The organism is Rhizocola hellebori (genome assembly GCF_016862955.1).
Lineage (GTDB): Bacteria > Actinomycetota > Actinomycetes > Mycobacteriales > Micromonosporaceae > Rhizocola > Rhizocola hellebori.
The window spans coordinates 1-13,008 of record NZ_BONY01000053.1; the positions used below are offsets into that span (position 1 = coordinate 1).

General features: G+C 67.6%; 14 protein-coding genes and 1 pseudogene. 7 read left to right on the plus strand and 8 right to left on the minus strand.

All coding sequences use genetic code 11. The features are described from left to right. Positions 1-257 (plus strand): hypothetical protein (locus Rhe02_RS33225; protein ID WP_203912397.1); only part of this gene is annotated, 257 nt, incomplete at its 5' end. Between the two features lie 234 nt (positions 258-491). Here the strand turns inward: Rhe02_RS33225 and Rhe02_RS33230 are convergent. Continuing rightward, entirely contained in the window at positions 492-851 is a 360-nt protein-coding gene (locus Rhe02_RS33230; RefSeq protein ID WP_203912398.1) for a DUF3499 domain-containing protein, read from the minus strand. A 153-nt stretch (positions 852-1,004) separates the two neighbouring features. On the opposite strand from Rhe02_RS33230, the gene Rhe02_RS33235 reads away from it, so the two are divergent. Further along, a complete protein-coding gene (locus tag Rhe02_RS33235) occupies positions 1,005-1,388 on the plus strand; it encodes a metallopeptidase family protein (RefSeq protein ID WP_239124221.1) in 384 nt (127 codons plus the stop codon). Between the two features lie 2 nt (positions 1,389-1,390). Here the strand turns inward: Rhe02_RS33235 and Rhe02_RS33240 are convergent, their stop codons facing one another. Continuing rightward, positions 1,391-1,648, minus strand: a complete 258-nt coding sequence (locus tag Rhe02_RS33240) for a WhiB family transcriptional regulator (protein ID WP_020520129.1) — start codon at positions 1,646-1,648, stop codon at positions 1,391-1,393. Positions 1,649-2,030: 382 nt separating this feature from the next. On the opposite strand from Rhe02_RS33240, the gene cofD reads away from it, so the two are divergent. Beyond that, positions 2,031-2,945 carry a 2-phospho-L-lactate transferase gene (gene cofD / locus Rhe02_RS33245; RefSeq protein WP_203912400.1) on the plus strand — a complete coding sequence of 305 codons (915 nt, stop codon included), beginning with the start codon at positions 2,031-2,033 and terminating at the stop codon, positions 2,943-2,945. After that, positions 2,942-3,688, plus strand: a pseudogene (locus tag Rhe02_RS33250) (coenzyme F420-0:L-glutamate ligase); the annotation flags it as partial. The gene cofD and the pseudogene Rhe02_RS33250, both read left to right, overlap by 4 nt. On the opposite strand, the gene Rhe02_RS33255 reads toward Rhe02_RS33250, so the two are convergent. From Rhe02_RS33255 to Rhe02_RS33270, 4 genes are all read right to left on the minus strand, one after another. Beyond that, positions 3,650-4,669: a winged helix-turn-helix domain-containing protein gene (locus Rhe02_RS33255; RefSeq protein ID WP_203912402.1), complete on the minus strand. Its 1,020-nt coding sequence runs from the start codon at positions 4,667-4,669 to the stop codon at positions 3,650-3,652. The pseudogene Rhe02_RS33250 and the gene Rhe02_RS33255 overlap by 39 nt on opposite strands. Before the next feature lie 117 nt (positions 4,670-4,786). Then, complete coding sequence (locus Rhe02_RS33260; RefSeq protein ID WP_203912403.1) at positions 4,787-5,788, minus strand: hypothetical protein; 1,002 nt, start codon at positions 5,786-5,788, stop codon at positions 4,787-4,789. Between the two features lie 9 nt (positions 5,789-5,797). After that, positions 5,798-6,877, minus strand: coding sequence for a mannose-1-phosphate guanylyltransferase (locus Rhe02_RS33265; RefSeq protein WP_203912404.1), 1,080 nt, complete (start codon positions 6,875-6,877; stop codon positions 5,798-5,800). A gap of 21 nt (positions 6,878-6,898) precedes the next feature. After that, positions 6,899-8,044: a glycosyltransferase family 4 protein gene (locus tag Rhe02_RS33270; protein ID WP_203912405.1), complete on the minus strand. Its 1,146-nt coding sequence runs from the start codon at positions 8,042-8,044 to the stop codon at positions 6,899-6,901. Between the two features lie 128 nt (positions 8,045-8,172). Here Rhe02_RS33270 and Rhe02_RS33275 point away from each other — a divergent pair, with 128 nt between their 5' ends. Beyond that, entirely contained in the window at positions 8,173-8,829 is a 657-nt protein-coding gene (locus Rhe02_RS33275; protein ID WP_275412663.1) for a TIGR03089 family protein, read from the plus strand. On the opposite strand, the gene Rhe02_RS33280 is transcribed toward Rhe02_RS33275, so the two are convergent. Next, on the minus strand, positions 8,826-10,760 hold the full coding sequence (locus Rhe02_RS33280) for an acetoacetate--CoA ligase (protein ID WP_203912406.1): 1,935 nt from the start codon (positions 10,758-10,760) through the stop codon (positions 8,826-8,828). The two genes, Rhe02_RS33275 and Rhe02_RS33280, sit on opposite strands and share 4 nt — an antisense overlap. Before the next feature lie 47 nt (positions 10,761-10,807). After that, entirely contained in the window at positions 10,808-11,305 is a 498-nt protein-coding gene (locus Rhe02_RS33285) for an acyl-CoA thioesterase (RefSeq protein WP_203912407.1), read from the minus strand. A 57-nt stretch (positions 11,306-11,362) separates the two neighbouring features. Here Rhe02_RS33285 and Rhe02_RS33290 point away from each other — a divergent pair, with 57 nt between their 5' ends. After that, on the plus strand, positions 11,363-11,878 hold the full coding sequence (locus tag Rhe02_RS33290; RefSeq protein WP_203912408.1) for a hypothetical protein: 516 nt from the start codon (positions 11,363-11,365) through the stop codon (positions 11,876-11,878). 4 nt (positions 11,879-11,882) lie between these two features. Further along, positions 11,883-13,007 carry a hypothetical protein gene (locus tag Rhe02_RS33295; RefSeq protein WP_203912409.1) on the plus strand — a complete coding sequence of 375 codons (1,125 nt, stop codon included), beginning with the start codon at positions 11,883-11,885 and terminating at the stop codon, positions 13,005-13,007. Position 13,008: the final 1 nt, after the last annotated feature.

A 13,008-nucleotide genomic window follows, 5' to 3' on the forward strand; every position in this document is an offset into this window, starting at 1 on the left:
CACGGCCGCAGACCACCTGGCTGCACCGCGGCAGACCACCCGGCGGCACGGCGGCAGACCACCTGGCTGCACCGCGGCAGACCACCCGGCGGCACCCGCCGCAGACCACCCGGCGGCACGGCCGCAGGCCACCGGGAGGCCCCGGGGCGGCACCACCGGGAGGCCCGGTCGCAACACCACTGGGCGGCACGGTCGATGTTGGATGGCGGACGGGGAGCTGGCGTTGCTCCTGTGGCATGGGGGTGGTGGGTGAGTGAGCGATCGGGGGCGGTGCGGGGATGGCGTGGTGTCGGTGAGTATGTCCATCTGTGCATCGCATGCCTGATGCAGAGATGGAGGTACTCGCGACGAGTGGTTGTGCCTGGGAGAGCTTGGAGGTGATCTAGCGCCAGGGGGTCGGCGGCGGAGCCGCCGAGGGTGAGCGTGCACGGGCGTGGCGTTGCCGCCGGGAGATACGGCGTGGGACCACGACGGAGCGGCGCAATAGGGCCTTAGCGGGGCGGGGGCGGCACGGAGCGCAGGTGGGCCCGGCGGGTCGGGCTGGGGCTGGGCGGCGAGTAGGGCTCGGCGCGCACGGGGGGACGAGCCGCTTCGCGGACCGCGTCAGCTAGAGCGACCAGGTCGTCGGTGGTCGGTGGCGGTGGCTCGAACTCGCCGTCGAAGCGGACAAGCTCCCAGCCGCGCGGAGCGGTCAGGCTGCGGGCATGGGATTCGCAAAGGTCATAGGTGTGGGGCTCGGGGTTAATTGCCAGCGGACCCACCACAGCGGTGGAATCGGCATAGACATAGGTCAGCGTGGCAACCGCCTGCCTTGGGCAGCCATTTCGGGAGCATCGCCGTGGAGACCTCACGGCGAGTGACGTTAGCGGACCCATGCGACAGTTCCCCGGCTGGCGTGGACGACACGCCGGAGCAAGATCACGCGCTAGATTGGCGAAGTGACCAGTCGACCCCGCCATCGTCCTACCACCTGGCGCCGCCGTCGTGATCGACACGGCCGGGGCATGCGCGGCCGGTTGGTTCCGGCCAGCGTGCCACTCGCCCGGACCAAGGCGGAGATCTTCGATGATCTGGTGCTGGATACGGTCGAGACGCTAGAGGCGCGCTATGCGACCGAGCTTGCCGGGGTCGAATTCGCGGTGGAGGACGTCCCGCCGGAGCTCAACGTCTACGACTCGGACGTGCTTGAGGATGGCCGCGTGCCGCTGGCCCGGCTGCTGCCGGGAAGACCGGGACGGCACGGTGTGCCGCCCCGGATTGTGGTCTATCGCCGACCACTCGAGTTTCGCGCCACCGATCGTGATGATCTAGGCACTCTTATTCGCGATGTCATCGTCGAACAGGTGGCGAACCTGCTAGGCCTATCACCAGACGACCTGGGCCCCTAAGGCTAGATGGCCCGGCGCTTCAGCTTGCGTCGCTCGCGTTCGGACAGTCCACCCCAGATACCGAACCGCTCATCGTGAGCCAGCGCGTACTCCAGGCACTCCGACTTGACCTCGCAGCGCGAGCAGATCCGCTTTGCTTCGCGCGTTGAGCCGCCTTTCTCAGGAAAGAACGCCTCAGGGTCCGTCTGCGAACACAGGGCACGCTCCTGCCATTCAGGCGCGTTGCCCAGCAGATCCGCCACGACGGGTTGACCGTCCATCTCCGCTGCCTCCTTCATGAGCGCCGGATTACCCAGCGCGACCCCCCAGCGAAACTGGCGAACCATCCAGACTTCGCCCCGGAAGGCATACGACTGTCCACATTGGCGGCGTTGTGACACCCGTAGCTTCCCGACCCCAACCGAAATTACACGCGTGTCATACGTGCATAGTCAAGCCGAGTTTGCTATTGGCACCGTCACCGTCCGCCAACACCCAACATGGGACTAGCCACATTGGTCACCCGCCTATCGATCCAATCCCCACGCTGGTAACGGGAGTGTCGGGCGTGTCGCGCTGAATTTTCCCCGGCGTGTCGCACTTGACGGGAGGCGGTCAGATGCCGATCCCGCAGGTCGGAGGCCTCCGCCTACGATGGGCTGCATGCGGATCGTGGTGCTGGCTGGGGGAATTGGCGGGGCTCGTTTCCTGCTGGGGGTGAGGGCTCACGCTAAAACCATCGGCGCAGAGGTGACAGCCATTGTGAACGTTGGCGACGATGTATGGATGCACGGTCTGCGGATCTGCCCTGACCTGGATTCAGTCATGTACACGCTTGGAGATGGCATAGACCCGGACCGGCAGTGGGGGCGCAAAAACGAGTCCTGGAACGTCAAAGAGGAGCTGGCCGCTTACGGTGCGGAGCCGACCTGGTTCGGGCTCGGTGACCGTGACATCGCCACCCACCTGGTACGCAGCACCATGCTCGCCGCGGGCGAGCCGCTCTCCGCGATCACGGCGCGTTTGTGCCAGCGGTGGCAGCCGGGCATCACCGTGCTGCCGGCGAGCGATGACCGGGTCGAGACACACGTGGTTATCCAGGACCGAGCCATCCATTTTCAGGAGTGGTGGGTCCGCCACAAAGCGGAGCTGCCCGCCAAACGGTTCGTCTTTCTCGGTGCCGACAGCGCAAAGCCAGCCGCAGGGGTGCTTGACGCGTTGAATGCTGCCGATGTCGTGCTATTTGCCCCAAGCAATCCGGTCGTCTCGATCGCGCCGATCCTGGCCATCCCGGGGATTAAGGAAGCTTTTAAGGCACCTGTGGTGGGAGTGTCACCGATCATCGGGGGCGCCGCTGTGCGCGGAATGGCGGAGAAGTGCCTTTCCGCCATCGGAGTCGAGTGCAGCGCGGCCGGGGTGGGCGGGCTTTACGCGCCCATGCTCAAGGCGTGGCTGGTTGACCCGGTGGACGCGCAGGCGGAGGTGCCGGGGGTGAACGTGGTGCCGACTCCGCTCTGGATGACAGACGAGGCCGCTACCGTGGGCATGGTTCAAGCCGCGTTGAGGAGCGCCGAATGATGGATGGTTACAGCGTCCTGCCGGTGCGGGGCATCCCGCAGGTAAGGCCGGGAGACGACCTGGCCGAGTTGATCGCCGAGGCGGCACCCTGGCTTCGCGACGGCGACATCCTCGTGGTGACCAGCAAGATTGTTTCGAAGGCCGAGGGCCGGCTGGCCGACGTTCCGGCGGCCGGGCCGGATCGCGACGCCGCCCGGGAGGAGCTGCTGCGCTCGGAAACGGCGCGGGTGGTGGCCACCCGAGGCCAGACCAGGATCGTGCAGACCCACCACGGCTTCGTGATGGCGTCGGCCGGCATCGACAACTCCAACGTGGATCCGGCTCAGCTTGTGCTGCTGCCGAAGGACCCCGATCGGTCCGCGGCGGACCTGCGGGCCGCGCTGCGCGAGCGGCACCACGTCGATGTGGCGATCATCATCAGCGACACCATGGGCCGCCCATGGCGCAACGGCCTCACCGATGTGGCCCTGGGCTGCGCCGGCATCGCCCCGCTGCGCGACTATCGCGGCGAGACCGACCCGCACGGCAACGAGCTTCATCTGACCCAGATGGCGGTCGTGGACGAGCTTGCGTCAGCCGCAGAGCTTGTCAAAGGGAAGATTGATTCGGTACCGGTGGCAGTCATCAGAGGTTTGATGAGCGCCACCGAAGACTCCCCTGGCGTCGTTGCCACCCTCATCCGCGATGCCGAGCACGACCTTTTCTCACTGGGCACCGCCGAGGCCATCGCGCTGGGCGCCGCGGCCGGAAAGGATCGCCCGGCCTAGCGGCGTGGTGAGGTGGCGCATCGCGTTGGCCTCACGCACCGAGATGATCAGACCGGCCTCCCGCATGATGGTGAGGTGCTGGCTGGCGGCAGCCGGGGAGATTTCCAAGCGGCGGGCCAGCTGACTGGTCGAGCCCCCGGCTTCGGTCAGCTCCAGCAGCGCGGCCCTGGTACGGCCCAGCAGCGCGGCCAGCGGCTCGCGGGCGGCCGAGGCGACCAGCCCCGCCGAGCGATCGACTGGATAGACCAGCACCTGGGGCAGGGAGGGATCGGCGAGGGTCATCGGCCGCGACTGGGTCTCCTTGAAGTAGGAGGGCACCAGCCGCAGCCCGCGACCGTTCAGGTGGATTTCCTTGTCCGTCAAGGAGTCCGAAATCTCCAGCACGTTGTCCCGGAACTCGGCCTGCCGGTGCAGCCCGGTGAGGACGGCGACTATCCCGCCCTTGAGGAAGGTCTGCGCCCGCATGGCCCGGTCGGCGTCGAAAGCCACCTGGATCCGGTCGGCGATCGGGACGATGGCGTGGGAGTGGAAGCCGCGCAACGCCTGCCCCAGCCGATCCAGGGCCGGGGTCCTCCCCTCGGCCAGGTCGATCGTGTCGGCGTCCAGCCCGCCGTGTACCTCGCTGAGTTTTCCGATCTCGCGGTGCAGCCGTGGCTTGGGCAAGGCGAGCACGGCCTCTACACCGGCCTGGAGCCCTTGCTCCGCCTCGGCCGGGGTGAGCAGGTCGGGAAAGTAGCCCAGCGGCGGGTTGACCGCCAGCAGCGGGGCAACCTCGGCTCGTGCCGGGGAGCCGGGTTTCAGCCCGGCGAGCACCTGCCGCTTCCACGGCAGCAGCAACGGATCGGTGCTCCGCTGCCGGAGCATGTGCCAGCTGAGCACGGTCTCCCAGAGCGGGTCGGGCCGGGAGATAATCCGTGTCTTCGCCAAATCCTCGCCGGTGAAGTGGATGCGCAGCATCAGCCGCTCCCGCCTGCGTGTTTAAGTCTGGGCCGAAGGTCATCGACGAATGGCCCCAGCTTGCCGCATTGTCTTGGTTCCACGGGGGTCACGGAGTGGCAGGGTCGGCCGCCCACGTCATGGCTGCGCATACAGAGCCACCCGATGATCCTCATCGGTGACGTAGAGCGATCGGCCCTGCCACTCCGCGATGCCTTCCACGTGGTGCAGCGGCGCGAGATCGGCGATCAGCTCGGGCTCGATGACCGCCGGGCTCTGCTCGCCCAGGGTGAACCGGAAATGCCGGCAGGTGGCATCGCGTGCCTGTGGATGTGTGTCGAGCAACACAGAACCCTTGTCGAGCGCGTCTATCGAGCCGATGACGACGTCGAAGCCGCCCTCCTGACGGGCGCAGAGCGCGCGCACGCCCAGCGGACCGGGCCCCGCGCCGGCCAGCACATGGGCGCCGACGACGATCAGGGTGCCGCCGCTGAAGAGCTCGGGCACGCCGGCCAGCTCGACGATGATGGGCTCGCCGGTCACCGTCACCGGCCAGCGCAGTCCAATCAGGAGGGTTCCCCGCGCGGTGAACGCGGCGCCCTCGACGTTGATCGGGTGGTCGCCGGGCTGGAGTTGCTCCACCCAGGACTTGCCTTTGGCCAAGCCCCGCTCACGTGCCCGCGCGATGAAGCTCTCATGCACCGGGGCGTGGGCCGGGCCGGTCAGCTCGGCGAGCGCGTCGTTGACGGCGCGGTGCAGAGCGAAGCGATGCCGCACAATCTCCAGAGCCGGGGCCCCCGACTCGCGGAACCGGGCCACGAAGGCGCGCTTGGGTTGCAGCGGACCCTTCTTCGAGCCGAAATGCGAGCCGAGCACATAGACCCAGCCGTCGTGATAGGCCAGCGCCTCTGCGTCCTCGGTGCGGTCGGCGTGCTCGCCCGCCTGAGCCGCGACATGGTGGGCCGACCAGCCGTCCCGCTGCGAATGCACGATCAGGGCAAGGCACTTCTCGACCGGGCCTTCGTCGAGCACCGTCCAGTAGGCGGACTCCGCACCCAGCTCAGCCAGCAGCCCGGGATCTTCGACGCGCAGCAGATCGCTCGCCTCGTTATCGGCGATCGTCAGCTCGACCAGGTGCATCTGCCCAGCTTAGACTCGGTGGTCACCCCGGTTCTTCAGCTCATCGACGAGATGCTTTACGTCTTGGGCCCGGTCGCGACGACACACCAGCACCGCGTCGGGCGTATCCACAACAATGATCTCGCTCACACCGAGCGCGGCCACCAGCCGGCCGGATTGGGGCACGATGATGCTTCCGGTGACATCGTGCAGAACGACGTCGGACTTGTCGTCGCCGACCAGCACGTTGCCGAACTCATCGGCCGGCAGCGCCTCAGCGACGGCGTGGAAGTCACCGACATCGGTCCAGCCGAAGTCCCCGGGAACCGTGGCGACCAGGCCCGCCGCGGCGGCGCCCTCCATGACCGCGTAATCGATCGAAATCTTGGTGAGGGTGGGCCAGATCTCGCCCATGACCGTGTCGCGATCGGTGTCCCAGGCCGCCACTATCCGCATCAGGCCATCGTGCAGGCTGGGCTGCTGGCGCTGCAGCTCGGCGAGGAACACGTCCACCCGCCAGACGAACATGCCCGCGTTCCACAGGTACCGGCCCGACTCCAGGTATTGCGTCGCGACCGCGTGACTCGGCTTCTCCTTGAACTGGTCGACCCGCCGCACGGGCCAGTCGAGGCCTTCGCCGCATTCGAGGTAGCCGTAACCGGTCTCGGGATGGGTGGGAGTGATGCCCACCGTCATGAGCAGGCCCTGCTTCGCTCCGGCCGCGGCCTGTTCGAGGACTTCGACCAGGCGGGAGGTGTCTCGTACCAGATGATCGCCTGGAAAAGACCCCATGATCGCCTGCGGATCTTGCCGGGCGATGAGTGCGGCGGCGAGGCCGATCGCCGCGCAGGAGTCCCGTGGGCTGGGCTCGACCACGATATTGCGCTCTGGAAGATCGGGCAGCTGTCGCGCCACCGCCGCCGCGTGCGCCACACCGGTGACGACCATGATGTCCGACAGCGGACAGATGTGCTCCAGCCGTGAGACCGTTGCCTGCAGCAGCGTTTGCGCCGTGCCGGTCAGTGGGTGCAGGAACTTCGGATTACCCGCCCGCGACAAAGGCCACAGGCGCGTTCCGCTTCCACCGGCCGGGATAACTGCGTGCAACATCAGCCCATCATGCCTGAGGACTCACCCCTGGTGCCGGACAGCCCTGGTCCACGAGGCCACATGCGCCTCCGCACTCGATGCCCAGTTGAACTCCTTCGCCCTGGCCAGACCGGCCGCGCCGAGCTTGGCACGCAGCGCCGGATCATCGAGCAGCTTGGCCAGATCTTCCGCGATCTGCGCGGCCTCGGGCTTGGTGTAGGCCACCGCGTCGCCGCCCACCTCGGGCAGCGACAGCCGGGGCGTGGTGAGCACCGGTGCGCCGCACGCCATGGCCTCCAGGATCGGCAGGCCGAAGCCCTCGCCGTGGCTCGGATAGGCGCAGATGATCGCACCGCCCAGGAACCCCGGCAGGTCGGCGTAGCGCAGATATCCCGGACGCAGCAGCCGCAGATTGGCCGGAACCTCGGCGGCCACCCGGTCGATCTCGTCGTCGTGCCCCTGACCGCCCGCGATCACCAGAGCCGGTGGCTCCACCCTGTCCTTGACCGCCGCGATCCACCCGCGGATCAGGTTGGGCACGTTCTTGCGGGGCTCCTTGGCCCCCAGGAACGCGAGGTAGCTGGAGGAGAGCCCGAGCCGGGCCCGCACCCTGGCCTTCTCGTCCTCGCTCGGCACGTGGAACGCCGTGTGATCGACGCCGTGATAAGCCACATCTATCCGTGTCGGATCGGCGTCAAGAAGGCGGATCAGCTCGTCACGGGTCGCCTTGCTGGGCACGATGACCCGCTCGGCGCGCCGCAGCGACGTCTTGATGGCCGAACGGAAGAAGGTGCCGCGGGACTTCTCGTAATGCTCCGGCTCGGTGAAGAACGTCGCATCATGGACAGTCACAGTCACCGGACAGCCGGCCCGCAGCGGGCAGGTGTAGAAGGGTGAATGAAGCACCGACGCGTTGACCTGTTGGGCCAGCAGCGGCAAGCCGGTCTGTTCCCACGCCAGGCGCGCCGGGCGGTGGGCGGCCGCGGCGGGTGCCGCGATCACCTGTGAGTTGGGCAGGATGCGCGAATAGCGCTCCTGATCGGTGCGCTGACATACGACCGACAGGTCGATGTCGGTATGAACCGCGAGCGCTCCAAGCAGACCGTCGAGATAGCGTCCTACGCCACCACGGTCGGCAGGAACGCTAGTCGCGTCCACAAGCACTCGGGGAGAACGAGCGATCGTCACGGTGGACACTCCTTGTGGGGGTGTAACAAGCGCCATACTGTGCGCCTTTTCACAGCGGTCAGCTTTAGACTACGCCGCTTAATACCCACCGCGCCGTCCGCCTACCGGGGTGTCGTTAGCCTGACAGCGTGTCCACCATTGCGTCACTCTTCGCCTCCGCTTTCGCAGCCGACCCGACACGGCCGATGCTCACCTGGTACGACGAGGGGACAGGCGAGCGCACAGAGCTTTCCGGCGCCACCCTCGCCAATTGGGTGAACAAGACCGCCAATCTGCTCGTCGACGAGCTGGGTCTGGCCGAGGGCGATGTCGCTGTCATACAGCTACCTGCCCACTGGCAAACTGCCGCCATCCTGCTTGCCTGCTGGACGGTTGGGTTGTCGGTGGCGGACGAGGGTGCCGGGGAGGTGTCTTTCGGCCTGCCCACCGCGACCGCCGATTACGCGGTCGGTCTGCACCCCTTCGCGCTCCCGGTAAGGAATCTTCCGGACGGCGTTCAAGATTGGGTGCTCTCGGCCCGCGCGCACGGCGACTTCTATGGCGGGCCACCGGCTTCCGCCGCGGCCAACGCCGACCTTGTCGCCGCTGCCGCCCGCCGCGCCAACGAGCTCGGCCTGAGCCGGGGCGATCGGGTTCTGGTCAATGTGGACAGTCACGACTCGGTCACTGACTGGTTACTCGCCCCGATTGCGGCCGGATGTTCGATGGTGCTGTGCCGCAACGCCGATCCGGCAACCCTGGATCGCCGGGCCGCAACCGAACGTGTCACCGCCCGCGTCGGCTAGCCGTCCAAACGGGACACCGCCAGGCCCTCGAATTCGGCTAGAGACTCGGGATTGGCCAGGGCGCCCTTGGCCGCGGCCAATTCCACCGGCGTGCCGGTCAGGATGCGCTTGACCGGGACCTCGAGCTTCTTGCCGCTCAGCGTCCTGGGCACCGCCTTGACCTGATGGATGGCGTCCGGGATGTGGCGCGGGGAAAGGTTCGTGCGCAGCTCGCGGGCGATCTTCGCCTTGAGCTCGTCACCGAGCTCGCCCAGCTCGGGTTGCAGGACAACGAAAAGCAACAGCTGGCCCGCGCCGCCCTCGGTGTCCTCCAGGTGCACCACCACCGAGTCGGCCACCTCGGGCATGCCCTCCACCACCGAATAGAACTCGGCCGTGCCCAGCCGGACCCCGCCTCGGTTGAGAGTGGCGTCGGATCGTCCGGTGATGACGCAGCTGCCGCGCTCGGTGATCGTGATCCAGTCGCCGTGTCGCCACACGCCCGGGAACACGTCGAAATACGCCTCGCGCAGGCGGCTGCCGTCGTCGTCATTCCAGAAGCCGACCGGCATGCTCGGCATGGGCGCGGTGATGACAAGCTCGCCAAGCTCGCCGAGCACGGGCTTGCCCGCAGGATCGAACGCCTCGACTTTCGCGCCAAGACATCTGGCCGCAATCTCGCCTTCATAGACCGGATTAAGTGGAGTCGCCCCCACGAAGCCGGTGCACACGTCGGTGCCGCCGCTGAGCGATTGCAGCTGAAGCCGGTGGCCCAGATTCTCGTAGACCCAGCGGAAACCCTCCGGCGGCAAGGGCGCCCCGGTTGAGCCCAGCCCTTTGAGCCGTTCATTTTTGGTGGGTACCAGGCCGTCTTTGCGACATGCGAGAAGGAAAGGCGCAGAGGTGCCGAAGTAGGTGACCCCGGCCTCCTGCGTCAGCCGCCAGAGCATGCCCAGATCCGGTGCGCCCGGATTGCCGTCGAACATGACGATCGAGCTGCCGACGGCTGGGGCGGAGACCAGATAGTTCCACATCATCCAGCCGGTGGTGGAGAACCAGAAGAAGCGGTCGCCCGGGCCCAGATCGTGGTGCAACGCGAGCATCTTGAGATGCTCCAACAGGATTCCGCCATGGCCGTGGACTATGGGTTTGGGCAGTCCGGTGGTACCCGACGAATAAAGAACGTAAAGCGGCTGGCTGAACGGCACGGGCGCGAAGGTCAGCGGCTGGTCGGCCGGCTCGCTCAGCGGGCCAAGGCCCACCTGACCCTCCACATAGGACATAAGCACGGTGTGTTCGAGCGAGGGCAGCGCGGCCTGGATGGCGGCCACCTCCTCGCGGCGGTCGATCACCTTGTCGCCATAGCGGTAGCCGTCGACGGCCACCAGCACCTTCGGCGAGATCTGCTGCCAGCGGTCGGTGACGCTGCGGGTGCCGAACTCGGGCGCGCACGAGCTGAAGATCGCGCCAAGGCTGGCCGTCGCAAGCAGGAGCACCAGGGTTTCCGGAATGTTCGGCAGATAGGCCGCCACCCGGTCGCCCTGACCCACTCCCAGCCTGCGCAGACCCGCCTGCGCTCGCCGCACCTGCTCGCGCAACTCCTGCGCGGTCAGCAGGACCGGCTCGCGGGTCTGTGAGTAGCCGAGCACGACAGTGTCCCCGGGCGCGAACCCGGGCATCCGCAGCACCTGCTCGGCATAGTTGAGCCTGGCGTCGGGGAACCACACCGCGCCCGGCATCGTGTCGCCGGCCAACACCGGGCCGGCAGCGGGCGGCAGCTCGAAGTACTCCCAGATCGACGACCAGAACCCGGGCAGGTCGGAGGTGCTCCACTCCCAGAGCGCCTCGTAGTCGGCGAAGGTGAGCCCCCGTTTCGCCTCGAGCCAGCGCAGATACGCCCCTATCCGCGAGGTGTCACGGATGTTGGCTGGTGGAGTCCAGAGCACAGTCACAAAACCATCCTGCCTCACCGGCAGCTGGTCCACTATGTGGGCAGGAACTATTCCCCGCGGTGGGCAGAGATGGCGCGGCGGCGGGCTAGACGGTGCTGGCGGCGGATCTCGGCTTCGGCGAAACGGCGTTCATCTTCGGCGTCGGCCGGCATCACCCTGGGCACCTCGCGCGGCTTGCCGAAGGCGTCTATCCCGACGAAGACCAGGTAGGCCGAGGCTACGTTGACCGGCTCGCGGCCGCCCTCGTTCCAGCGCTCCGCGAGCACGGTCACGCCGACCTCGATCGAGGTGTTTCCGGTCCAGTTAACCTGGGCCTTGGCATGCACGAGGTCGCCGACCCGAACCGGCACCATGAGCGCGATCTCGTCGAGGGAGACGGTCACCGCGTTGAATCCGCAGTGCCGGGCCGCTGCCGCGCCCGCCGCGTCGTCCACGAACTTCATGATCACGCCGCCGTGAACGGTCCCGTAAAGATTGACATCCTGCGATGTCATGATCCGGCTCAGAGTAACGCGGGAGTAGCCGGTCGGACGCGCTTCGATCATGCCGGTCAGCCTACGGCTCTATTTCTTAGCTTGAGTTGAACCGGTACCGTCCAACGAATGCGTCACATATGGAGTCTTGTCGCTGGCGTCATCATCGCGCCGCTCGCGTGGTTCCTAATCGCGTTTGGACAGGCCGCGATGACCGAAAAGGTCACCCTTTCGTCGTCAGAACCCGACTTTCTGTTTGGTGGACTACTCCTGATCGGGGTCGGTCTCATTCTCGGCCTGATCGGCAGCGTGCGCACCTCCCCGGTGGGGGCACTGGTGGCCGCGGTCCTCTATATAGGAACCACCGTCTATATTCTGCTGTCCCCCAGCTCGGCCAGCAGCCTGTTCGGAGACACCAAGCTGGTGGGCAACTACGAGGTCGTGCTTTCGACACCACTACATAGCGGTGTGCTCGCGGTCGTCGGTGGAACGCTCCTGGTGGCCGTCTTCAGCCCAGCTCGCTGGCGGGGCGACAAAGCTCCCGCCGATCCGAACGCGTGGACTCCACCCCCGCCCGCACCCGCGTGGACACCGCCTAGTGTCTCGACCCCGACATCCGGCACTGGCTCCGATAGGTCATCCTGAAGCGGTGCGCCACTTCGGATCCCTTTTGCTCGCCGCGGTCTTCGGGCCCGCGGTCTTCCTGCTCACCGGGACAGGCCTGAGCGCCTTCGCCTCGGCGAGGGCCGGCAGGTTCATCGACGACCCGCTGAGCACCATGGCCGCACTCGGGGCGCTGCTCCTGGCCGGGGTGCTTTACGGCATTCTCGTCATGGTGCGGCTTTCGCCGGTCGGTCCGGGTCTGGCCGGCGTGGCCCTGATGGGAGCGAGTGGATTCGCTCTAGTCGCCCCGCAGAGCTACGACAAGGCGCTGAGCATGCTCGACGTGCACATGGGAGGCGCTGTCGGCCAGTGGGGGCTTGGCATGTTGCTCGGAGTTCCGCTGGTGGCCACGGTGACCAGCCCCCGCCGCTGGCGGCGGGAGGCCTACCCGGCCCCGGCGGCGGCCTACCCCGGCTACCCGCCCGGCTATCCGCAGGGCTATCCCGCGCCTACCCCTACCTATCCGGCGCAACCGCAGCGACCGTCCATTCCGGACGAAACCAAGCAGATGCCTAAGCAACCCGAATACCTGACGTTGCCAGACATCGCGCCCCCATCGCTGCGCTACCCCGACGTCCCGCCCGGCGCGCCACCGCCACCCCCGGCCAAACCGACCCGGCCCGCGGCAAGCACCCCACCCGCCGCACCGCCGCCACCACCGGTCGCCCCGGCCCGCCCTGCGGCAAGCACGCCTGCGCCGCCTGCGTTTCAGGACGTGGAAGGTGCGCCGCCACCACCGCCGCTTTCCGCCGCCTCGGCCGCAGCTGCCCCACCGGTTACGCCCGGAGCGCCGCCACCGCCACCGCGTCCTGCGGTTTCGCCCGCCGTCACACCTGCGGCGCCGCTGCCACCCGGAGCGCCACCACCGCCACCGCGCGCCGCCGCCTCGGCCGCAGCCACACCGGCGGTTGCGCCAGCGCCGCTTCCGCCGGGCACGGTTGGTGCGCCGCCGCCACCTCGGCTTTCCGCTGCGTCGCCGGCGGCCACCCCGCCAGCTGCGCCGAGGCTTTCCGACACGGCCATCCCGGGCGTGCCGCAGCAGAATGCGGGCGAGGAGCCGACGGTGAAAATATCCGTCGAGGATGAGGACCGGACCAAGCCGCTGTCATAGA

Excerpts from the sequence above, each read along its gene's own strand:
- Rhe02_RS33255 (WP_203912402.1), bottom strand. The coding sequence starts at position 4,669 with ATGCTGCGCATCCACTTCACCGGCGAGGATTTGGCGAAGACACGGATT.
- Rhe02_RS33285 (WP_203912407.1), bottom strand. The coding sequence starts at position 11,305 with ATGATCGAAGCGCGTCCGACCGGCTACTCCCGCGTTACTCTGAGCCGG.
- Rhe02_RS33265 (WP_203912404.1), bottom strand. The coding sequence starts at position 6,877 with ATGTTGCACGCAGTTATCCCGGCCGGTGGAAGCGGAACGCGCCTGTGG.
- Rhe02_RS33235 (WP_239124221.1), top strand. The coding sequence starts at position 1,005 with ATGCGCGGCCGGTTGGTTCCGGCCAGCGTGCCACTCGCCCGGACCAAG.
- Rhe02_RS33290 (WP_203912408.1), top strand. The coding sequence starts at position 11,363 with ATGCGTCACATATGGAGTCTTGTCGCTGGCGTCATCATCGCGCCGCTC.
- Rhe02_RS33260 (WP_203912403.1), bottom strand. The coding sequence starts at position 5,788 with ATGCACCTGGTCGAGCTGACGATCGCCGATAACGAGGCGAGCGATCTG.
- cofD (WP_203912400.1), top strand. The coding sequence starts at position 2,031 with ATGCGGATCGTGGTGCTGGCTGGGGGAATTGGCGGGGCTCGTTTCCTG.
- Rhe02_RS33240 (WP_020520129.1), bottom strand. The coding sequence starts at position 1,648 with ATGGACGGTCAACCCGTCGTGGCGGATCTGCTGGGCAACGCGCCTGAA.